Below are 20,637 nucleotides of genomic sequence, written 5' to 3'. Positions count from 1 at the left end.
TCTATCAGCCGAGACCGTGCCTGTGCGGTCCAGGTTGCCGCCGCGGCCCCTGCTGACCACTGGAGCCGCTGTGAGGCCCCGTCGTCGCACGATCGGTGACACCCGCCCGCTGGTCGGTCGCCCCAGCCGGCGGCGCCTGCCCACTCGTCACGGCCCGCAGCCGTGCGAGGTCCGGCGAGAGCTGCGGAGCCTCGATCTGGTATTTGCGCTGGATGCTTTCGAGCTCCCGGTCGAGGCCGGCGATCGCGCTCTGAGCTGCCTTGACGGCCTCGTCCGACTGCTGCTCGTAATCCAGCGACTCGTCGTCCTCGACAGCGCCCAGACCGGACAGGGACTCGCGGAGCGGAGCGACCAGTTGTCGCCGCACCTGGGCGCGGTGCGCCTCGGGCATCAGAGGGAGCTGTTTGTCGATCACCAGGTCGACCGCGACGTTCCAGCGTTGCCTGTCGTCGGCACACAGCAGCTTCTGGGTGACCTGGGTGCTGGTCAAGCCACTGCGCTCCGCCAGGGCATCGCTCAGGTGGCGGGCAGCGGGGGTGTACGCGGGATAGGCGTCGTAACCCGGCTGGGACAGCACGGCCGCCGCGGCCCCGTCCAGCCCGGCGTCCGCGAAGACTTCAGTGATGACGCTGTCGAGATTGCGGTGCGTCCAGTGCTCGACGAGACCCTCGTCGTACGCAGTCGCAGCGTCGTCGAGCGGATAGGCCTCCGGAGCCGTCCGGTCGCCGACGGGGGTCATCAGGTGCGCGGCTTCGTGGATCAGCGTCGCGATCGCCTGACGGAGCTTCCACGCCTCCCCGGCTGTCAGCGGCCGATCGAGATCCCTGGCCTCGCGGAGCGGCTCCAGGACGTGGACGACGGAGACCGACAGGCTGCCGTCCACAGAGGCGCCACCGAGATCGTCCGGGTCCGTCTCGGCGAGCAGTTCCCGGTTCCAGCGGGTCCGGGGACCGTCCACGCCGCCACCGGCCCGGCGCTCGACCGCGTGTACGACCGCCGCCACCAGCCGGTACTCCCAGGACGACGGCGAGATCTCGACGTCGTCGTCGGTCACGCTCCGCTCCGCAGACGGTCGATCAGCCGGACCAGGGCCGAGTTCATCCGCAGGATCGTCAAGGACTCGCGCGGCGGAGCCTGCCTGGACAACGCCGCGATCTCGGCCTTCGCACGTTCGGCCTGCTCGATCCGCTCGGCCGGCGCGCCCTTGCCGCTGATCACCTGTGCCACCAGGGCGGAGGCACGCAGGTACTGCGGACTCGTGCCCGGCTGCGGCCCGTTGACGAGCTCGGGCAGCTTCTCGGCGCGGATCAGGGCCAACCGGCGCGAGCGCTCGTCCTCGAGCTGCTGGGCCAGCGCCTTCATCCGCTCGATCTCGGCGGTGACCGTGGCCTCGTCGGCCCCCTGCAGCGCGTCGGCGAGCGTCAGCAGCTGCGCGTCGAAAGCCTCGAAATCCACAAGTTCACCGTATCGACTACCAGGGGCCCCCGAAGGCGCGGTTCGCGTTCTCGTTCAGGGCTGTGCAGAGCTCGGCGACGGAGATGTTGAGCACGTCGGCCATTTTGCGGACGGTGTGGGGGATCAGGTACGACGCGTTCGGTTTGCCGCGGTACGGGGACGGGGTGAGGTACGGCGCGTCGGTCTCGACCAGGATGCGGTCGAGCGGGGTGACCGCCAGGGCGTCGCGCAGCGACTGCGCGTTCTTGAACGTGACGACGCCGGCGAAGCTCAGGAACGCGCCCCGGTTCACGCACTCGCGGGCGAACTCGGTGTCACCGGAGAAGCAGTGCATCACCAGGCGGTCCGGCACGCCCTCGCGGTCCAGGATCCGCAGGATGTCGTCGTGGGCGTCCCGGTCGTGGATCATCAGCGTCTTGTCCAGCCGCTTGGCCAGCCCGATGTGCGCGGCGAACGACTCGTGCTGCGCGGCCTGCCCGTCCTCGCCGGTGCGGAAGTAGTCGAGGCCGGTCTCGCCGATCACGCGCACCTTGTCGCTGCTCGCGGCCAGCCGCTCGATCTCGGCCAGCGCGCTGTCCAGCTCACCGGCCGCCTTCAGCTTCGGGGCCTCGTTCGGGTGCAGGGCGACGCCCGCGATCAGGTTCGGGTACTGCGCGGCGGCTTCGACGGCCCACACCGCGCCGGGCAGATCGCAGCCCACCTGCACGATCCGGGTCACCCCGACCGACGACGCCAGCTTGATCGCCTCCGCCGGACTCAGCCAGTCCCCGTTGTCGGAGTCCGCGATGTCGAGATGACAGTGCGCGTCCACCACACTCATCGGCAACGGATCCGGCACCGCCGGCCGCTTCCGGTCCCGTGACCGCCCGTCCTCCCCGACCGCAGCCCGTTCCCGCGTCGGCCGTCCAACTTCAACACCCTCAGCCATACGGGCCAGATTACTGAGTCGCTGTCGCCTTCTTTCACCGCTGACGGGTTGCAGCGGGCCAGCGGTGACACAACCCGCCACCGGCTGTTGTCCACAGGGGTGAACCCGGGCGGCAGGGGCAGGCCGGAAATCGGCATCTTCTGAGGCATGAATCTCAAGCTGGAGTTGGTGGCCGCGCAGCGCGGCGGATGGTTCTCACGACGGGATGCGGTGGTGGCGGGGTACTCCGATGCCGATCTGCGCAGGTACGTCGCGACCGGCGAATGGGTCCGGATCACTCGTGGCGCGTACGCCGTACGCGGCACGGCGTACGAGTCGATGCCGCCATGGGAGCAGGCCGTCTGGCTTCATGTGTTGCGTACGCGAGCGGTCTACCACCGACTGTGCGGACGCGCCGTGGTGAGCCATCAGTCCGCATTGTTGCTGCACGGCGTGCGGATCGCAGAGCTTGATCTACGCCGAGTCCACGTGACCAGGATGCTCGGCGCCGGTCGATCCGACGGCGCGGTGTGCCAGCATGCCGCCCGGCCGCCGATCGACGCGGTGTGCGAACTGAACGGCATACGGACGACGCTCGCCGCACGCGCGGTCGTCGAGACCGTCCGGACGACCAGTCATCGGGTTGCGGTCTCGGTCGTCGATCAGGCGATGCGCCTACGGATCGCCACGCTGCAGCAACTGACGGACGCTCTCGCCCTCTTCGCCAGTCGAAGCGGGATCCGTGCGGCCGCCAGAGCCGTCGAGTTCGGCGACGGCCGAGCCGAATCGGTCGGGGAGTCATGGCTACGAGTAGTGCTGGCAGAGCTCGGTCTGCCGGCTCCGCTGCTGCAGGCGGAGATCCGCGACGAGCAGGGAGCGTTCGTGGCGCGAGTCGACTTCCTGTTCGCGGAGTACGGCGTGATCGTCGAGTTCGACGGCGCCGTCAAGTACGGCGACGGCGGCACCGGTGCGCTGCTCGCGGAGAAGGCACGGGAAGACCGCCTCCGCGACCTCGGCTACCAGGTCGTCCGGGTCACCTGGGCCGACCTGGCGGACCCCGCCGCCCTGCTCCGGCGAATCCGCCGAGCCATCGCGCGCTCCGGCCCACTGACGGGTTGTTTCACTGCTGGCGCGATGTAACCCGCCAGTGGTGAAACAACCTGTTATCCGTGCACTACGACTCAGCGGCCTCCTTGACCTTGGCCACCAGCATTTCCCACATGCCTTGGGAGTGCTTGGCTTCCTGCTCGGTTTTGTTGTTGTCCTGTTCGAGTTTCAGGTGGGTGTCGCCGGTCAGGGTGTAGGTGAGGGTGTGGTAGTTCTCCGGTACGTCGGGCTGGCCGGTGAGCGGACTGAAATGGGTCAGGCGTAACAACCGCTCCGGTTCCACCGCGAGGACTTCGCCCTTGTCCTGGTAGGGCTTGCCCTCCCATTCGCCCGTCCAGGTGATCGGGCTGCCGACCTGCCAGTCGGTCTCCACGTCGGCGCCGAACCACAGCTGCTTCAGCTCGTCCGGACTCGTCAGCACGTCCCACACACGGGCCGCCGGTGCGTCGATGTCGATCTCGGCCACTGCTACGAAACCAGTCATCATGAACTCCTTCCTCCCCCGACCGTACGGTTCCCGCCCCGTATGCGCTTGGAGAAAAGCGTCAGCCGGATCGTGCAGGAAGTCAGCAGGCGCGGACATGTTCGCGCGTCCGGGCCGGCAGTAGGTTGCGTCTCGGTTACGCCCCACCGACAGGAGCAGCCGATGACCAGAACGTTCCGGATCAGCTCGGTTCTCGCCGTACTCGGCGTGGTGGTGGGAGCCACCTCGCTGCCGAGTGAGACCGCTGCCACGACAGCCGCGATCCCCGTGCAGGTGCTCAGCCTCACGGACCTGCACGGCTACCTCTCCGAGACCGAGAACCTGACGATCGCGGGGCCTTCGGGCACGCAGAAGGTCGGCGGTGCCGGATACCTCAAGACCCACCTCGACAAGCTCCGGGCCGGGAAGCCGAACAGCTTCCTGATCGGCGCGGGCGACCAGTTCAGCGGCTGGCCAGACTACACGCAGGCGTTCGCGAACGAGCCGACCATCGAGGTCCTGAACGCGCTCGGGATGGACTTCGACGTCGCCGGCAACCACGAGTTCGACCGGGAGTTCCCGTTCCTGCGCCGGATGACGACCGGCGCCTGCTACGGCACGCCCGGCTTCGACAGTTGCTTCAAGGACTCCACCGGCAAGAGTTTCCACGGCACCGACTACGCGTACCACGCGGCCAACGTCGTCGACCCGCGGACCAAGCAGCCGGTGCTACCGCCGTACTGGATCGCGCAGGCCGGCTCGCAGCGGATCGGGTTCATCGGGCTGGGCTTCCCGGGCACACCGCACGAGACGCTGTCGATCGAGGGGTCCGGGTTCGAGTTCCAGGGCCTCGTCGAGGCGGCGAACCGGGCCGCGGCGGAGCTCAAGGCGCAAGGTGTGAACGCGATCGTGGTCAGCATGCACGAGGGCGGTCAGCAGGGCGGGCTGTACGACGAGTGCAAGAACCCGACCGGCCCGATCTTCGACGCCGCGCGGGCGATGTCACCCGATATCGACGTGATCCTCGGCGGCCACTGGCACACCGCGTTCACGTGCATGATCCCGGATCCGGACGGCGTACCGCGGCCGGTGCTGGAGTCGAGCAACCACGGCCGCGTGCTCGGCGAGGTGAACCTGTCGCTCGATCCGGCCACCGGTGAGGTGATCCGTTCGTCGACCACGGCCACCAATCACGCCGTCACCAAGGACGTGACGCCGGACGCCGGGATCCAGAAGATCGTGAACTACTGGATGGACAAGTGGGCGGCGCGGCAGCAGGAACCGCTCACGAAGCTCGACCGCGACCTCGACTTCGCCAAGACCGCCGAGAGCCGCACGGGCAACCTGGTGGCGGACCTCTACCGAACCGAAGCGGACAGCGACTTCGCACTCGTCCCGGCGGATCTCGGCATCGATGTGATCGCCGCCGGCCTGAAAGCCGGGACGGTGACGTACGGCGAGGCGTGGCCGGTCGCCGGCATCTCGCCGATCACCACCCTCTCGATGACCGGAGCAACGGTCGAACGCGTCCTCGAACAGCAATGGATCCCGCCGGCGTACGGCTGCAGCCGGCTGTCCGCGCTCGCAACCTCGGCGAACTTCCGCTACACCTACGATCTCGGCCGGCCGGTCGGCGACCGGGTGGATCCGGCCAAGGTGCTCGTCAACGGGAAGCCGTTGCAGCTCGACAGGACCTATCAGGTGACCACCAGCGCCGCGATGCCGTTGCACGGTACGCAGTACGGCTATCCGGGCTTCCAGCAGTTCAGCGACCTCGTCCGGGCGCCGCGGATGGGACAGGAGGTCTTCCTCAACCACCTGCGGACGCATCCGTTGCTCAAGGCACCGGCCCTCGGCCGGGTGACCGCGATCCCGGGTACGCCGCCACCGGCCGACGGCCCGTTCGGTCCGCTGAAACTGCTGCCACAGAACGAGATGACGGCCACGGCCACCAGCCAGGGATCGTCCGCGTACGGCGCCGCGGCCGCGATCGACGGCAGCTGCTCGACCATGTGGCACTCGAACTGGAGCCCGCACGCCCCGCTGCCGCAGTACATCACCCTCGACCTCAAGACACCGCGGGCGATCGAGGCGCTCGTCTACACCCCACGCCAGGACGCCGCGGTCCCGAACGGCCGGATCTCGTCGTACGACGTCCAGACGAGCACCGACGGCACCACGTTCACCTCGGTTGCGAAGGGCACCTGGGACGGCAGCGTCGACGCGAAGATCGCCCGGCTCCCGGCAGGTACGACGGCACGCTACGTCCGGCTCGTCGGACTCGAGGGCGGCGCGGACTACGCCGCGGCGACCGAACTCAATATAGCTCTAGCTCCGGGTTCCTAGCCGCGGTGCGATGGGCCGTCGGGGACATCCCGTACCGGCGGCCGAACTGACGACTGAAGTAGTGCGGGGACTCGAAACCGACCGCGGCCGCGATCTGCGCGACGGACATGTCGGTGGCGCCGAGCAGCTCGGCGGCGCGCTGCAGCCGGAGCGCGAGGACGACGTTCATGATCGAGTCCCCCACCTGCTCCTTGAACAGGTGGGCCAGCCGGGAGACCGACACCTGCGCGAGACCGGCCAGTGAGGTCAGGGTGTGCGGCCGGGCCGGGTCCGCGGTGATTGCCTCGAGCACCAACTGGACCCGGGCATCCAGATGCTGCGTCTCCCGGCGCAGGCTGGCGACCGCGGTGAGCAGCACCTCCTCGATGCCGTTCATCGTCAGCTCGGTCGCGATGCTCTTCTCCAGCAGGTTCAGCTCGGTGTCGCCGGTCGGGGACAGACCGGCCCGCTGCGCGTCGCGATGCAGGCGGTCGAACGCGGAGACCACCCGATCGGTCTCCGACGATCTGCTCAACCGCACGTACGACAGCCCCGGCATTGCCTGGGGCAACGACAGCCACGAGTGCCACTCGCGGCGCGGCTGGAAGTGCGCCCACCAGGACTCCCAGTACGTCCCCACGGTGCCGTAGTCGTGCGGCGTCCCCGGGCTGACCAGGACGACGTCCCCGTGGCGCAGCATCAGCTTGTTCCGGCCGATCATGTACCGGCCCGTCCCGGACGCGGTGTAGAGCAGGTACCAGCTGCCCACGCCGTCCGGCCGGACGACGCGGTAGTCCCCGCCGCTGTGGAAGTGGCCGGTGACCAGCTTGCTCGGCGGCGGGATCTCGCTGTACAGCTCGATGAGCACCTGAGTAGCAAGATCGTGCTCGAAGTCAGCAGGCTCCGTCATGGTGGATCTCCTTGGTAGCGCTCCAAGATTAGCGGCACAGCAGCAAGATTCTGCACCCCGAGCGAATTGAGGGATCCGTGCCTTTCACCACCGTCGCCGAGCTCGCTCACGACGCCGCCACGCTGATCTTCGAGCACGGCTGGCAGTCGTGGAGCCCCAGCGGCTGGTACCGGCTCGACGCGCGCCCACCGCGTCCGACCGCCCCGAACCATCACGTGATGGCGTACCGGCCGGGCGTGGACGCCGGCCGCTTCCAGGGCGAGGGCCTGCTCGCGGTCGCGACCGCCGGCGAGGTCGTCGTGATCGCCGCGACGACGCCCGACGCGGTGCCGTCGATCCGCGCCGAGGTCCACGGCCGACGGCTGGTGGTGTCGGCCGACGGCGACGTCCAGGTGACCACGAGCACCCACAGCAACCCGAACCAGGCACTCGCCGACTGGGCCGACGCGTTCAGCGCGGGCGCCCCGCCGGTCCGGGTCTTCGGGCCCTCGTGGTGCAGCTGGTACGCGTACTGGGGCAAGGTCACCGAGCGCGACGTGATGACCGACGTCCGGCAGTTCGACCAGCACGACCTGAGCGTCGACCTGGTGCTTCTCGACGAGGGGTACCAGGCCGCGATCGGCGACTGGCTGACGCCCCGCGACGACTTCGGGTCGACCGTCCGGCTCGCCGCGGACATCCGCGCCGGCGGTCGCCGCGCGGGCATCTGGGTCGCACCGTTCCTGGTCGCCGCCGGCAGCGAGACCGCCCGCAAGCACCCGGACTGGCTGGTCCCCGGGATCAGCGCCGGGACGAACTGGGGCCAGGAGCAACTGGTCCTCGACGTCACGCACCCGGGCGCGGCGCGGCACATCCAGGACGTGTTCACCGAGCTGTGCCGCCAGGGCTACGACCACTTCAAGCTCGACTTCGTGTACGCCGGGGCGATCGACGGACCGCGCCACGAGCAGGTCGACGGCATCGCGGCGTACCGGCACGGACTGCGGCTGTTGCGCGAGGCCGTCGGACCGAACCGGATTCTGCACGGCTGCGGCGCACCGATCCTGCCGAGCCTCGGACTCGTCGACTGCATGCGGATCTCGCCGGACACCGATCCGTTGGTCGAACCGCCGTCCGGCGACATCAGCCAGCCGGGTCAGCACGGTGCGCGATCCACGTCGGTGGCGCGCGAGTTCCTGCACGGCCGGTTCTGGGCGAACGACTCCGACTGCCTGATCGTGCGGCCGGACATCCAGGAGCGCGAGCGCTGGGCGAGCCACATCGAGCAGGGCCCTGGACTGCGGATGTCGAGCGACCCGATCGGCGCCCTCGACCGCTGGGGGCTCGACCGCACGCGCGAACTGCTCGTCCCGAGCTCGCCGCGCCCGCACCCGCTGAGGAATCCCGATGCTTAGGCCCGGCCCTAGGCAGGCCCCCCGACGCAACCGCGGTATCGGTCGCGGCCGCCAGACCGCCGCGGCGTACGCCCTGCTCGCCCCGAGCCTGGTCGGCGTCCTCGGCTTCCTGCTGGCTCCGGTCGTGATCGTGCTGGTGCTCAGCCTGTTCGACTGGAAGCTGCTCGCGACCCCCGAGTTCGTAGGTCTGGCCAACTACCGGAAGCTGTTCACCGACTCCGACGTCTGGCACTCGATGCTGGTCACCTTGTACTACGTGGTGATCTGCGTCCCCGGTACGACGATCCTCTCGCTGCTCCTCGCCCTCCTGGTCGATCGCAAGCTGCGCGGGATGAAGTACTTCCGGGCGCTGCTGGTGATCCCGTGGATGGCGACGCCGGTCGCACTCGGCCTGGTCTGGAGCTGGATCTTCGACCCGGGACGCGGCGCGCTGAACCAGTTCCTCGGCGTCTTCGGCATCGACGGACCGGCCTGGTTGTCATCACCCGTGCTGGCGATGCCGAGCGTCGCGGCGGTGCACATCTGGCAGTTCGCCGGGTACAACATGCTGTTCTTCCTGGCCGGTCTGCAGAACATCCCGCGGACGTTGCGCGAGGCCTCCTCGCTGGACGGCGCGTCGCCGGTCGCGCACTTCTTCACGATCACGCTCCCGCTGCTGCGGCCGACGATGCTGTTCGTGCTGATCACCAACGTGATCGGCTCGTTCCAGGCCTTCGACACGATCTTCGTGATGACCGAGGGCGGGCCCGGTGACAGCACCGAGGTGGCGACGTACCTGATCTACGACGAGGCGTTCAAGAAGTTCGACTTCGGCTACGCCTCGACGATCTCGGTGCTGCTGTTCGCGGTGGTGCTGGTCGCGACGATCTCCCAGTTCGCGTACTTCGAACGCCGTACGACCTATGAGGTGTCCGGATGAAACTGCGTGTCTTCACCTACGCCGTGCTGGTGATCGGGTGCGTGTTCGCGGTCTTCCCGTACCTCCTGACCGTGCTCACCGCCTTCAAGGGCCCCGGGCAACTGTCGGAGACGATGCCGTGGGAGCCCGGTCTGCCCCCGAGTACGGCGGCCTTCGACCGGCTGTTCGGCTCAGGCTTCGGCGGCTACCTGGTCAACACCGCACTCGTCACGGCCGGGATCACGCTGGGCCAGGTCGTGTTCGCGATCCTGGCGGCGTACGCCTTCGCACGGCTGTCCTTCCCCGGCCGGGACGCGTTGTTCTGGGTGTATTTGTCGACACTGATGGTGCCGCCGGTGGTCACGATGATCCCGCTGTACCTGATGATGCAGAAGCTCGGGCTGGTCGACACCTGGGCCGGTCTGATGCTGCCGACGATGCTCGGTACGCCGTACGCGATCTTCCTGCTCCGGCAGTTCTTCCGCGGCATCCCCGCGGACCTCGAGGACGCGGCCCGGATCGACGGCGCCGGGCGGGTCCGGACGCTGGTCTCGATCGTGCTGCCGTTGTCGAAACCCATCCTGGTCACCGTCACCACGCTGGCCGTGGTGGCGAACTGGAACAGCTTCCTCTGGCCGCTGATCGTCACCAGCAGCGAGGACAAACGCCTGCTCTCGGTCGGGATCGCCTTGTTCAAGGGGGAAATCGGCGTCGACTACAACGCCGTGATGGCCGGCAGCCTGATCGCGCTCGCCCCACTGCTGGTGCTGTTCGTCGTCTTCCAGCGCTTCATCGTCCGCTCGGTCGCGGTCACCGGGCTCAAGTAGCAACTCGGAGGTTGTCATGTCCAGTCCCCTGTCCCGGAGGACATTCCTGATCGGCGCCGGCAGTGTGCTCGCGCTGGCCGGCTGCGGCTCGTCGGACGACAAGGCGAGCAGTAGCGGCGGCAAGGTCGAACTCGTGTACCGCCTGTGGGACGAGCAGCAGGAGGTCGGCTACAAGGCGGTGTTCGCCGCGTTCACGGCGGAGAACCCGGACATCACCGTTCGGATGGAGGTGCTGCCGTGGGACCAGTACTGGACCAAGCTCACCACCGAGCTCGCGTCCGGCAAGGCGCCCGACGTGTTCTGGCTGACCGTCGACTACTTCCCGGACTTCGCGAGCAAGGGCGTTCTCGCGCCGCTCGACGACCTGATCTCGAAGGCCGGCCTGAAGCTCGACTCGTACCACCCGAACGTCGTCCAGTCGTACAAGTACGAGGACAAGCAGCTGGGGATGCCGAAGGACATGGGCATCGTCGGGCTGCTCTACAACAAGGACCTGTTCACCAAGGCCGGTGTCACGATGCCGGCCGAGCTGACCTGGGCGCCGGACGGCTCGGGCAGCTTCCTCGAGGTCGCCCGCAAGCTGACCGTCGGCAGCAAGCAGTGGGGCTTCTGCTCCTGGAACCACAGCCAGACCCAGTGGCTGAACTGGATCGCCTCGAACGGCGGCCACGCGATGGACAAGCCGTTCGGTACCTTCGACTTCGCCGGCGAGAAGTCGGTCGAGGCACTGCAGTTCGCGCGCGACCTGGTGTTCAAGTGGAAGGTGTCGCCGGACGGTACCCGGACCAACCCGCCGACCGGGCAGGCGACCGAGATGTTCTACCGCGGTGAGGTCGCGATGTTCCCGGCGAACAACGCCCTGCTGCCGTTCGCGCTGCCGGAGGTGAAGTTCCCGATCGGCGTCGCCGCGATGCCGGCCGGGCCCGCCGGGCGCACGGTGGTGATCAACGGGCTCGCCGAGACGATGTTCGCGAAGACGAAGCACCCGGACGAGGCCGGCAAGCTGGTCGCGTTCCTCGGCTCGGAGAAGGCGCAGAAGCTGATGGGCGACGCCGGGTACGTCATCCCGGCGCTGAACGACGCCGGCGCCGGGTACGAGGCGTTCTGGAAGAAGAAGGGCATCGATGTGAAGCCGTTCCTCGACTCGGCGGCCGGCAGCACCGTCAACCTGCCGATCGCGGCCGGCTGGGTCTCGAAGGTCACCGAGATCAACAAGGCCGCCAACGACCTGTACCTGAACAAGGTCGGCGTCGCCGACATCGCCAAGAGCATGGACAAGATCGGGAACGAGCAATGAAAGAACTGACCGATTCGTACGACGACGTGCAGGACGCCGGTGTACTGCGGGACCGGCTGGCGACTGACGGCTACCTGTTCTTCCGGGGGTTGTTGCCCACGGACGTGGTGGGTGACGTGCACGAGCAACTGGCGCGGATCCTGTACGACAGCGACTGGCTGGACCGGGATGCCGATCCGCGGGAGCTGGTCGCCTCGGGCCGGGCCGTCGAGGAAGGATCGCCCGGGTTCTTCGGGGCCTACACGGCGATCCAGAGCACCGAGTCGTTCCATCGGCTCGCCGTACGGCCGGAGGTGTTGTCGCTGACCAGCCGGTTGCTGGGCGAGCAGTCGTTCGCGCATCCCGCGCACATCTGCCGGATCGCGCCGCCGTCGCCCGGCGCGAACCCGACGCCGATCCATCAGGACTACCGGTTCATCCAGGGCAGCGTGGACACGCTCACCACCTGGCTGCCGCTGAGTGCCGCGCCGCCGGAGATCGGTGGGTTGCGGGTGCTCGCCGGCTCGCCGCGGCTCGGCGTCCTGCCGGTGAAGGCTTCCGACGGGCCCGGGATGATGCGCGCGGAGGCCGACGAGAACCATCCGGAGTGGCGTACGACGTCGTACCAGCCGGGTGACGTGCTGCTGTTCGGGAGCCTGACCGTGCACGGCGCGATGCCGAACCGGACGAAGCGGCTGCGGCTGTCGGCCGACTTCCGGTACCAGGCGATGAGCGCCCCGATGGCGCGCGACCTCCTCGGCACGGGCAAGCCGCACTACCACCCGGACGTGCCGGACTTCCCGACGCTGACCCGCGGCTGGTCCTCGACGGAGTGCGTCGAGGTCCCGGCCGGGGTGAACTTCGTGGACCGCTGGGATCCCCGCGTGGACGACGTACCGACCCCGGCGTCCCGGTTCGCCTACGCCTGACCGGCCTGACGCGCCTGACTGGGCCCGGCTGGGTCTGACTGGGTTACGCCTGCGGCAGGACGACGATCTTGCCGCGGGCGTGGCCGGACTCGCTGAGTTGCTGGGCCTTGGCGGCGTCCGCCAGCGCGAACAGGGCGGCGATCCGGGTGGTGAGCTTGCCGTCCGCCGCGGCCTGCAGCTGCGCGTCCAGGCCGGCGCGGATCAGGACAGGGTCGCCAGTGCCGCCGGAGGCCTGGATGCCGAGCTCGACCGCCGCGTCCCAGTCCGCGATCGTGACGATCCGCTCGGTGCCGCCGCGCAGCTCGATCGACTCCCGCAGCCCACCCTTGCCGGCGGTGTCGAACACCGCGTCGACACCCTGCGGCGCGGCTGCCCGGACGCGCTCCACCAGACCGTCGCCGTACTCCACCGGCACGGCACCGATCGACTGCAGGTACTCGTGGTTCGCAGGCGACGCCGTACCGACGACGGTCAGGCCCGCCGCCTTCGCGAGTTGTACGGCGACCGCGCCGACCGCACCGGCGGCGCCGTGGATCAGGATCGTCTCACCGGGCTTCACCTCGAGCAGGTCGAGCACCCGCTGCGCGGTCTCACCGGCCACCGGGATGCTGACCGCCTGTTCCCAGCTCACCCCGGCGGGCTTGTGCGTGACGTTGCCGGCGATCGCGTACTCGGCGTACGCGCCGCCCACCGACCAGCCGACCAGCTCGTCGCCGACGGCGAACTCGGCGCCCTCCCCGGCCTGGTCCACCACACCGGCCACCTCGAACCCCGGGATCCGCGGAAGCTCTGCCTTGGTCAGGCCGCGGCGAACCTTGGAGTCGAACGGGTTCACGCCGGCTGCCCGGACCTTCATCCGAACCTGCCCGGCACCCGCATGCGGCTCCGGCACGTCCTGCACTTGCAGCACCTCAGGACCACCGAACTCCTCAAACACCACCGCGCGCATCGAGCCGCCTCCAGAAGAAGTAGTTGGTGCAGCAATCAAGGCTGCCGGGCGCCCTGATATTCCGCCGGCCCTAACGCGGCATCGTCCAGCCGGCCAGCAGCTCGGACGGACCGTACACGGCATCCACGCCCGTCGCCGTGACACCACTACGCGACACGGCGACCAGGGGGACCGGGCTGTCAGTGAGCAGCGCGCGATGCCGCTGGAGCGCCACCAGATCGTGGTCGTCGAACCGGTTGTTCTCCAGCCACTTGATCGAGCCGAGGAACAGCAGGTCCTTCGCCACGGGACCGTGGTCGGCTCCGACCACGTCGATCTCGACATCGTTGCTCCGGGTCCAGTACCCTCCGATGACGGGTGCCGCTGGCAACTGATTGTCCGGCAGCAACCTGGCCAGGGACTCGCGGATCAGCGGCTCGATCGCCCGACCCCGCCAACTGCTCCAGTTCTCCTTGATCCGCGCCTGGGTCAGATCGCCGCGCATCCGCTCGATCTCTGCCATGTGCGGTGCGAGGAACGTTAGCCAGAACCGCAGGTAGGGATCCGTGATCCGGTACCGACGCTCCTTCGACGGGCGGAGAGAGACCGGCAGCTCGCCCACCACGATCCCCTTGTCAGCCAACACCTGCATCGCTCTGGTCAGGCTGGTGTGTGCCAGCCCACCGGCAGATCGGGCGATGTTGCTGAAGGTGCGTTCACCGCTGCCGATCGCGCGCAGCACCTCACCACCGAGTGCCCGCGGCGGGAACTCGGCTGCGAGTGACCGCTCGGCCGACACGAGCAGCGCCGAGGTCGGATCGCTCAGGGAGGTCTTCAGGAAGTCATGCAGTGTTCCGCCGGGCCGCCAGTCCCGGCAGATCAGGGGCAGCCCGCCGGTCACCAATGCCGCGTCGAAGGCGACGGCGGGCTCGAGGTCGAGCATGTCCGCGAGGTCGGCGGGGGTCAGCGGCCCGACGACCATCTCGCGACCACGTTGATGGAACGGCCGCTCGTAGCTGTTCAACGACTCCATCATCGACAGGTCCGACCCGACGAGCAGGAAGAGCACCGGCTTGCGGCTGAGCAGGCGGTCCCACGCCCGTTGCAGCACACCCTCGAAGGCGTCGACACGGTCCATCAGGTAGGGGACCTCGTCGAGCACCACGACGCTGGGACGATCGTTCGGCAGCAACTCCGCCAGTAGGCGCAGCGCCGCACTCCACTGGGTCGGCGCCTCCGCGGCGAAGACGTCGCGGTCGGGAAGGGTCGAGGACGCGACCACGTCGGCCAGTTCCGTCAGCTCGTCCTCGGCCGATCGGCCGGCCGCGGTGAAGAAGACGTACGGCGCGCCCGCCGTGCGCAGGAACTCCTCGACCAGGCTGGATTTTCCGACCCTTCGGCGGCCACGGATCAGCAGGCATTCCCCCGGCTGCGCCGCCCCCGTGGCCGACCCGATGCGCTCGAGCGCGTTGCGCAGTACACCCAACTCGGACGCCCGGCCGATGAATCGCCGCACCCAGCCTCCTCAGAAAGTATCACGGGAGATAGTATCCCTCAGGATACTATCTCCTATGATACCAAATCTCAGGATTCTTCGAGACGCGGGAACAAGGGCTCGCCCTTGGTCAGGGTCGCGCCGGCCGGGAGCTGGCCCCAGGTGCCGGCGTCCTGCACCCGCTGGTCCGCCAGCGCGCCGAGCTTCTCCTCCGCGCCGAGCAGCTCCCACAGCTTCGCGGACGTCTTCGGCATCGTCGGGTTGTGCAGTACTGCGACCGCACGCAGTACCTCGGCCGCGGAGTACAGGATCGTCGCCAGGCGGGCCCGCTGGGACTCGTCCTTCGCGACCTTCCACGGCTCCTGCTCGGTGACGTACCCGTTGACCGCGCCGACGAGTTCGTTGACCGCGGTCAGCGCGTCCTGGAACGCCAGCGTGTCGATCGCCTTGTCCGCGGTCGCCACCGTCTGCGCGAGCTTGTCCGCCAGCGCCTGCTCGGCCGGTCCGTGGTCGGTGGGCTCCGGCAGCGCGCCGTCGAAGTACTTGCCGACCATGGCCGCGATCCGGCTGGCCAGGTTGCCGAGGCCGTTCGCGAGCTCGGAGGTGTAGACCGCGCTCAGGTGCTCCCAGGAGAACGAGCCGTCCGAGCCGAACTGGATCGTGCGGAGGAAGTAGTACCGGAACGCGTCCGAGCCGAAGTGGTCGGTGATCTCGTGCGGCGCGATCGCGGTCAGCTTCGACTTGCTCATCTTCTCGCCGCCGACCAGCAGCCAGCCGTGCGCGAAGACCTGCTTCGGGACCGGGATCCCGGCGGCGATCAGCATGGCCGGCCAGATCACCGCGTGGAAGCGGAGGATGTCCTTGCCGACCAGGTGCACGTTCGCCGGCCAGAGACGGGCGAACCGCTCCGGGTCGGCGCCGTACCCCGCGGCGGTCGCGTAGTTCAGCAGCGCGTCGACCCAGACGTAGAGGACGTGGTCCTTGTCCCAGGGGACCGGGATGCCCCAGTCGAACGTCGAGCGGGTGATCGAGAGGTCCTGCAGGCCCTGCTTGACGAACGAGACCACCTCGTTGCGGGCGCTGGCCGGCGCGACGAAGTCGGGCTGCGACTCGTACAGTGCGAGCAGCTTGTCGGCGTACGCCGACAGCCGGAAGAAGTAGTTGGTCTCGGAGACCGTCTCCAGCTCGGTCCCGTGGATCATGCACCGCTGGGTGCCGTCCTCGTCGGTGCGGATGTCGGCCGGCAGCTTGAACTCCTCGCAGCCGACGCAGTACAGGCCCTCGTACTCGCCCTTGTAGACCTCGCCCTTGTCGTACAGCGCCTGGACGAACTCCTGGACCCGCTCGGTGTGCCGCGGCTCGGTGGTCCGGATGAAGTCGTCGTACGCGATGTCGACATCCACCCAGGCCGGCTTCCAGGCCTCCTCGACGAGCTTGTCGGTCCACTCCTTCGGGGTCATGCCCTGGGCCTGCGCGCTGCGCATCACCTTTTCGCCGTGCTCGTCGGTACCGGTCAGGTACCACTTGCGCTCGCCGCGCTGGGCGTGCCAGCGGGTCAGGACGTCCCCGGCCACCGTCGTGTACGCGCTGCCGATGTGCGGCGCGGCCGTGACGTAGTAGATCGGGGTGGAGACGTAGTAGGCCTTCTCTTCGGGCATGACATCAAGGGTAGTGCCGGTCACCAGCGCTATTGACCAGGGTCCCGGGCGGCGAGTACGGCGTCGTACACGGTCCGTTTCGGGACGTTGAAGCGCTTCGCGACGTCCGAGATCGCCTGCTTACGCGGCGTCCCCGCCTCCTCGTCCTGCGCCACCTCCCGCGCCAGGTCCTCCGGGGTCATGACCTTGTGCGGGTCCGCGCCGGCGACCACGACGGTGATCTCGCCCCGGACGCCCTCCTTCGACCAGGTCACCAGCTCGTCGAGCGGGCCGCGTTTCACCTCTTCGTACGTCTTCGTGAGCTCCCGGCAGACCGCCGTACGACGATCCGCGCCGAAGGCCTCGGCCATCGCCTCCAGGGACTGCGTCAGCCGGTGCGGGGCCTCGAAGAACACCATCGTCCGCGGCTCGTCCTTGAGCTCCCCGAGCCGCCGGCCACGCTCCCCCGGCTTACGCGGGAGGAACCCCTCGAACGTGAACCGGTCCACCGGCAGCCCACTCAACGCCAGCGCGGTCAGCACCGCCGACGGCCCCGGTACCGCGGTCACGACGACGTCGGCCTCGATCGCGGCGGCCACCAGCCGGTACCCCGGATCCGACACACTCGGCATCCCCGCGTCGGTCACCACGACCACGGTCTGCCCGTCGACGAGAGCCTGCAACAACTCCGGCGTACGCTCCCGCTCGTTCCCCTCGAAGTAACTGACCACCCGCCCAGCGAGCTGAATCCCCAACTCGGACGTCAACCGCCGCAACCGCCGCGTATCCTCCGCCGCCACCACATCAGCCGACCCCAACACCCGCCCCAACCGAGCCGAAGCATCAGCCACGTCCCCAATAGGAGTCCCCGCCAACACCAATCGCCCGGTCATGGCAGGAGGGTGAACGCGTCGGCGTGCCGAGGCCGGACCACACTGAAGTGCCGCCGATCGAGCGTCGCAATCTCCTCGACTCCGAGTTGTTCCGCAAGCGCGACCACGGACGCGTCCACCATGCCCAGCGGCAGGTCCGCGTACTGGCCGATCAGGTCGGCAGTGCGTTCGAGCCACGCAGGAGTGACCGGGGCGACGGTGAAATCCTCACTCGCCACGGATCGGACGAAGGCCGCCTCAGGTTTGGGCCCGCCCGATCGCGCCAGCAGGTAGCACACCTCCGTCACCACGAACGGGGGAACGATCAGCCGCTCGTTGTTCAGACGCAGGGAGGCGAGCAGCTCGACGCACGGCTGGTGATTGGCGTCCGAGGTCAATGCGGCCGCCACCAGTGGGCCTGTGTCGACGACGATCACTTCGGGCTGCGTCCGAACTCCGCGCTGAGAATCTCATCGATGTGCTCGGTGAGGTCCGGCGGGGTCCCGTCGATCGAACCGAACCAGGCCGGGGGCCAGGCGCCCGAGCTCGGCGCACGCTCACTCCGCGCCTCGGCCTGCATCTTCAGCAGGCGAAGCTCCGGCAGCAGGTCTGCTGCTGCCTTGTCCGACAGCTCGTCGATCAGCGCGTGCAGCTCCTCGCGTGGCGTGCTCATGTGACTGATTGTAGGAGGTTCGGTGCGGCGGGCTTCGGTTTTCCACAGACGCGGGGAGGCGGGGGGACCGGGGCGTCCGTACCATGGCGGGCGTGGCTGCTGTGATCGAGGACGGGACCGTACGTCGGAGTGATGCCGGCGCGGAGCGGGAGTTGCTCGGGCGGGACGTGCTCGGGAGGCGGCTTCCGCCGCTCAAGGAGCGGTTGTACCCGGCCATGCCGCGGGACTTCGACGGCGGGTGGATCGCCACGCTGGTGATCACCGTGCTGGCCGGCGTCCTGCGGTTCTGGGACCTCAGCAACCCGGTGAAGTTCGTCTTCGACGAGACGTACTACGCCAAGGACGCGTTCAGCCTGCTCAAGTTCGGCTACGCGCGGCAGTTCATCGACCAGCCCGAGGGAGCCGCCGACAAGGCGATCCTGAGCGGCAACCTGGACGTCTTCAAGGACACCCCGAGCCTGACCGTGCACCCCGAGGTCGGCAAGTGGATGATCGCGGCCGGTGAGCAGCTGTTCGGGATGACCCCGTTCGGCTGGCGGTTCATGCCCGCCCTGATCGGCACGCTGACCGTGCTGCTGGTGATCCGGACGGTACGCCGGATGACCCGCTCGACCCTGATCGGCTGCATCGCCGGCCTGCTGCTCGCGGTCGACGGCCTGCACTTCGTGATGTCGCGGGTCGCGCTGCTCGACATCTTCCTCGCGTTCTGGCTGGTCGCGGCGGTCTCCTGCCTGGTCGCCGACCGGGACTGGACCCGCCGCCGGCACGCCGAGACCCTGGACCGGCCGGTGCCGGACGACGCCCGCCGCCCGCTCGGCCGCTGGCTGCTGATCCGGCCGTGGCGGCTCGCCGCGGGCGTCTGCTTCGGTCTCGCGCTGGGCACCAAGTGGTCGGCCGTCTGGACCCTCGCCGCGTTCGGCATCATGGTGTTCGCCTGGGACTTCGGCGCCCGGCGCGCGCTCGGCGTCCGGTTCGCGTTCGTGAAGTCCGCGTTGGTGGACGGCGTACCGGCGTTCGTCAGCCTGGTCCTGGTCGCCGGTGTCACGTACGTCGCGACCTGGACCGGCTGGCTGCTCCACGACAACGCCTACGACCACAACTGGGCCGCGAGCAACCCGGCACACGGGGTGATGAAGGTCGTCCCGGACGACTTCCGGTCGCTGCTGCACTACCACCAGGCAGTGCTCGACTTCCACACCGGCGACTACATCAACAACGCCACCCACCCGTACTCCTCGAACCCGGCGGGCTGGCCGATCATCGCCCGCCCGATCGGCTTCGACGCGGTCAACGAGATCAAGCCGGGGACGCCGGGCTGCGACGCGCCGGCCGGCACCAACTGCCTGCAGGTGATCTCCGCTCTCGGTACGCCGCTGTTGTGGTGGGGCGGCGCTCTGGCGCTGATCGCGGCGCTGGTGCTGTGGATCGGCACCCGGGACTGGCGGTTCGGCGTGCCGATCGCCGGGTTCGTGACGTGCTGGGTGCCGTGGTTCGCGTTCGACGACAGACCGATCTTCTTCTTCTACGCCGTCACGATGATCCCGTTCACGGTGATGGCGCTGGCACTGGTCCTCGGCAAGATCCTCGGCCCGGCGCGGACGGCGCTGAGTACGGCGACACCGCGCCGGCTGGTCGGCAGCGCGGTGGTCGGCGCGTACGTCGTCCTCGTGGTCCTGAACTTCGCCTACATCTGGCCGATCCTGACCGACAAGGTCCTCCCGCACCCGGAGTGGCTCAGCCGCATGTGGTTCAAGACCTGGATCTGACGGCCCCCTGAGGCCCTAGTGGCCCAGGTGGGGGTGGCCCTTGGGCCGCTTCTTCTTGCCGTGGCGCTTGCTCGAGGACTGGCCGCCGACGCCGCCGAACAGGGCCAGGCCCTTGACCACCACGACCGGGGCGTTCGGGTCCGGGTCGGCGGAGCCGCGGGCGCCGAACCCGCCGAAGATGCCGACGCCCTCGTTGCGGACCGTCACGCCGTCGGGCACGGTCAGGTCGATGCCGCCGAACACCGCGAACGCGTAGACCGTCACCTCGCGGCCCTCGAACACGGCGTCGGTCATGTCCAGGTCGTGCCCGCCGAAGACGGCGAACACGTTGGTCCGGCGCTTCACCCGCCAGCGGCCGGTGCGCTCACCGCCGCCGAAGATCGCCACCATGGTGTCGAAGCTCTGACTCGGATCGGCCGGTTCCTCGATCGGGACCAGGCTGGTCGACGGCGCCTGGGCCGGCTGCGCGATGGGCGCCGCCTGGCCCGGAACGATCAGGTCCCGGGTGATCGGCTCGAGTTCGCCGAGGGTCTTCGCCTGCAGGGCCTGTTCGAGCCGGTCGGCGTGCTCGTCCTGCGTCAACCGGCCCGACATCAGGGCTTCCCGCAGCACGTCGACGACCTGGTCGCGATCGATGTCGGAAGCCCGCAGATGCGCGTGCGGGTGCTGGCGGTCGGGCACGTTCTCCATAACCCCGAACGATATATCGCGGACACCCCGATGAGGACCCCGAAAAAACCCGAACCCGCCCCGGAACATCCCCCACTTCGAGCAC

Annotated in this window: 20 protein-coding genes; 8 read left to right on the top strand and 12 right to left on the bottom strand. The window is 68.8% G+C overall.

Annotated elements, in window-relative coordinates:
• Positions 1-4 precede the first annotated feature (4 nt).
• Genes BJY22_RS13200 through BJY22_RS13190 form a run of 3 tightly spaced genes read right to left on the bottom strand, consistent with a single transcriptional unit; the run spans position 5 to position 2,383 of the window.
• Positions 5-1,054: a hypothetical protein gene (locus tag BJY22_RS13200; protein WP_167206604.1), complete on the bottom strand. Its 1,050-nt coding sequence runs from the start codon at positions 1,052-1,054 to the stop codon at positions 5-7.
• The gene (locus BJY22_RS13195; RefSeq protein WP_167206602.1) at positions 1,051-1,455 is read right to left on the bottom strand and encodes a hypothetical protein; all 405 of its coding nucleotides are present in this window, start codon (positions 1,453-1,455) and stop codon (positions 1,051-1,053) included. The genes BJY22_RS13200 and BJY22_RS13195 overlap by 4 nt, the downstream gene beginning before the upstream one ends.
• Before the next feature lie 16 nt (positions 1,456-1,471).
• On the bottom strand, positions 1,472-2,383 hold the full coding sequence (locus BJY22_RS13190) for a TatD family hydrolase (protein ID WP_167206600.1): 912 nt from the start codon (positions 2,381-2,383) through the stop codon (positions 1,472-1,474).
• 147 nt (positions 2,384-2,530) lie between these two features.
• On the opposite strand from BJY22_RS13190, the gene BJY22_RS13185 reads away from it, so the two are divergent.
• Entirely contained in the window at positions 2,531-3,502 is a 972-nt protein-coding gene (locus BJY22_RS13185; RefSeq protein ID WP_167206598.1) for a type IV toxin-antitoxin system AbiEi family antitoxin domain-containing protein, read from the top strand.
• A gap of 34 nt (positions 3,503-3,536) precedes the next feature.
• Here the strand turns inward: BJY22_RS13185 and BJY22_RS13180 are convergent, their stop codons facing one another.
• Entirely contained in the window at positions 3,537-3,953 is a 417-nt protein-coding gene (locus BJY22_RS13180; RefSeq protein ID WP_167206596.1) for an SRPBCC family protein, read from the bottom strand.
• 162 nt (positions 3,954-4,115) lie between these two features.
• On the opposite strand from BJY22_RS13180, the gene BJY22_RS13175 reads away from it, so the two are divergent.
• Positions 4,116-6,278, top strand: a complete 2,163-nt coding sequence (locus BJY22_RS13175; protein WP_167206594.1) for a discoidin domain-containing protein — start codon at positions 4,116-4,118, stop codon at positions 6,276-6,278.
• Here the strand turns inward: BJY22_RS13175 and BJY22_RS13170 are convergent.
• Complete coding sequence (locus BJY22_RS13170) at positions 6,250-7,167, bottom strand: helix-turn-helix domain-containing protein (RefSeq protein ID WP_167206592.1); 918 nt, start codon at positions 7,165-7,167, stop codon at positions 6,250-6,252. The genes BJY22_RS13175 and BJY22_RS13170 overlap by 29 nt on opposite strands.
• 77 nt (positions 7,168-7,244) lie before the next feature.
• Here BJY22_RS13170 and BJY22_RS42920 point away from each other — a divergent pair, with 77 nt between their 5' ends.
• From BJY22_RS42920 to BJY22_RS13145, 5 genes are read left to right on the top strand one after another with little or no spacing between them, the layout of a single operon-like run.
• Positions 7,245-8,561 carry an alpha-galactosidase gene (locus BJY22_RS42920; RefSeq protein ID WP_167206590.1) on the top strand — a complete coding sequence of 439 codons (1,317 nt, stop codon included), beginning with the start codon at positions 7,245-7,247 and terminating at the stop codon, positions 8,559-8,561.
• A complete protein-coding gene (locus BJY22_RS13160) occupies positions 8,554-9,480 on the top strand; it encodes a carbohydrate ABC transporter permease (protein ID WP_238350353.1) in 927 nt (308 codons plus the stop codon). Before BJY22_RS42920 ends, BJY22_RS13160 begins: the two co-directional genes overlap by 8 nt.
• Entirely contained in the window at positions 9,477-10,286 is an 810-nt protein-coding gene (locus BJY22_RS13155) for a carbohydrate ABC transporter permease (RefSeq protein ID WP_167206588.1), read from the top strand. Before BJY22_RS13160 ends, BJY22_RS13155 begins: the two co-directional genes overlap by 4 nt.
• A gap of 16 nt (positions 10,287-10,302) precedes the next feature.
• Positions 10,303-11,583, top strand: coding sequence for an ABC transporter substrate-binding protein (locus BJY22_RS13150; protein ID WP_167206586.1), 1,281 nt, complete (start codon positions 10,303-10,305; stop codon positions 11,581-11,583).
• On the top strand, positions 11,580-12,491 hold the full coding sequence (locus BJY22_RS13145) for a phytanoyl-CoA dioxygenase family protein (protein WP_167206584.1): 912 nt from the start codon (positions 11,580-11,582) through the stop codon (positions 12,489-12,491). The genes BJY22_RS13150 and BJY22_RS13145 overlap by 4 nt, the downstream gene beginning before the upstream one ends.
• Before the next feature lie 43 nt (positions 12,492-12,534).
• Here BJY22_RS13145 and BJY22_RS13140 read toward each other — a convergent pair whose 3' ends face one another.
• The 6 genes from BJY22_RS13140 to BJY22_RS13115 all read right to left on the bottom strand — a co-directional run bounded on the left by BJY22_RS13140 (position 12,535) and on the right by BJY22_RS13115 (position 18,096).
• Positions 12,535-13,392, bottom strand: coding sequence for an NADP-dependent oxidoreductase (locus BJY22_RS13140; RefSeq protein ID WP_337758603.1), 858 nt, complete (start codon positions 13,390-13,392; stop codon positions 12,535-12,537).
• Positions 13,393-13,510: 118 nt separating this feature from the next.
• Positions 13,511-14,935: a DUF234 domain-containing protein gene (locus BJY22_RS42915; protein WP_167206580.1), complete on the bottom strand. Its 1,425-nt coding sequence runs from the start codon at positions 14,933-14,935 to the stop codon at positions 13,511-13,513.
• A 68-nt stretch (positions 14,936-15,003) separates the two neighbouring features.
• Complete coding sequence (metG, locus tag BJY22_RS13130) at positions 15,004-16,572, bottom strand: methionine--tRNA ligase (protein WP_167206578.1); 1,569 nt, start codon at positions 16,570-16,572, stop codon at positions 15,004-15,006.
• A 29-nt stretch (positions 16,573-16,601) separates the two neighbouring features.
• On the bottom strand, positions 16,602-17,444 hold the full coding sequence (rsmI, locus tag BJY22_RS13125; protein ID WP_167206576.1) for a 16S rRNA (cytidine(1402)-2'-O)-methyltransferase: 843 nt from the start codon (positions 17,442-17,444) through the stop codon (positions 16,602-16,604).
• The gene (locus BJY22_RS13120) at positions 17,441-17,860 is read right to left on the bottom strand and encodes a PIN domain-containing protein (protein WP_167206574.1); all 420 of its coding nucleotides are present in this window, start codon (positions 17,858-17,860) and stop codon (positions 17,441-17,443) included. The genes rsmI and BJY22_RS13120 overlap by 4 nt, the downstream gene beginning before the upstream one ends.
• On the bottom strand, positions 17,857-18,096 hold the full coding sequence (locus BJY22_RS13115) for a hypothetical protein (protein WP_167206572.1): 240 nt from the start codon (positions 18,094-18,096) through the stop codon (positions 17,857-17,859). Before BJY22_RS13115 ends, BJY22_RS13120 begins: the two co-directional genes overlap by 4 nt.
• A gap of 83 nt (positions 18,097-18,179) precedes the next feature.
• On the opposite strand from BJY22_RS13115, the gene BJY22_RS13110 reads away from it, so the two are divergent.
• Positions 18,180-19,862, top strand: coding sequence for a dolichyl-phosphate-mannose--protein mannosyltransferase (locus BJY22_RS13110; protein ID WP_167206570.1), 1,683 nt, complete (start codon positions 18,180-18,182; stop codon positions 19,860-19,862).
• A gap of 15 nt (positions 19,863-19,877) precedes the next feature.
• Here the strand turns inward: BJY22_RS13110 and BJY22_RS13105 are convergent, their stop codons facing one another.
• Positions 19,878-20,552, bottom strand: a complete 675-nt coding sequence (locus BJY22_RS13105) for a DUF1707 SHOCT-like domain-containing protein (protein ID WP_167206568.1) — start codon at positions 20,550-20,552, stop codon at positions 19,878-19,880.
• Positions 20,553-20,637 lie beyond the last annotated feature (85 nt).

The organism is Kribbella shirazensis (genome assembly GCF_011761605.1).
Lineage (GTDB): Bacteria > Actinomycetota > Actinomycetes > Propionibacteriales > Kribbellaceae > Kribbella > Kribbella shirazensis.
The sequence above is the reverse complement of the archived record's forward strand: the minus strand, read 5'-3'. Positions and strand labels throughout refer to the sequence as shown.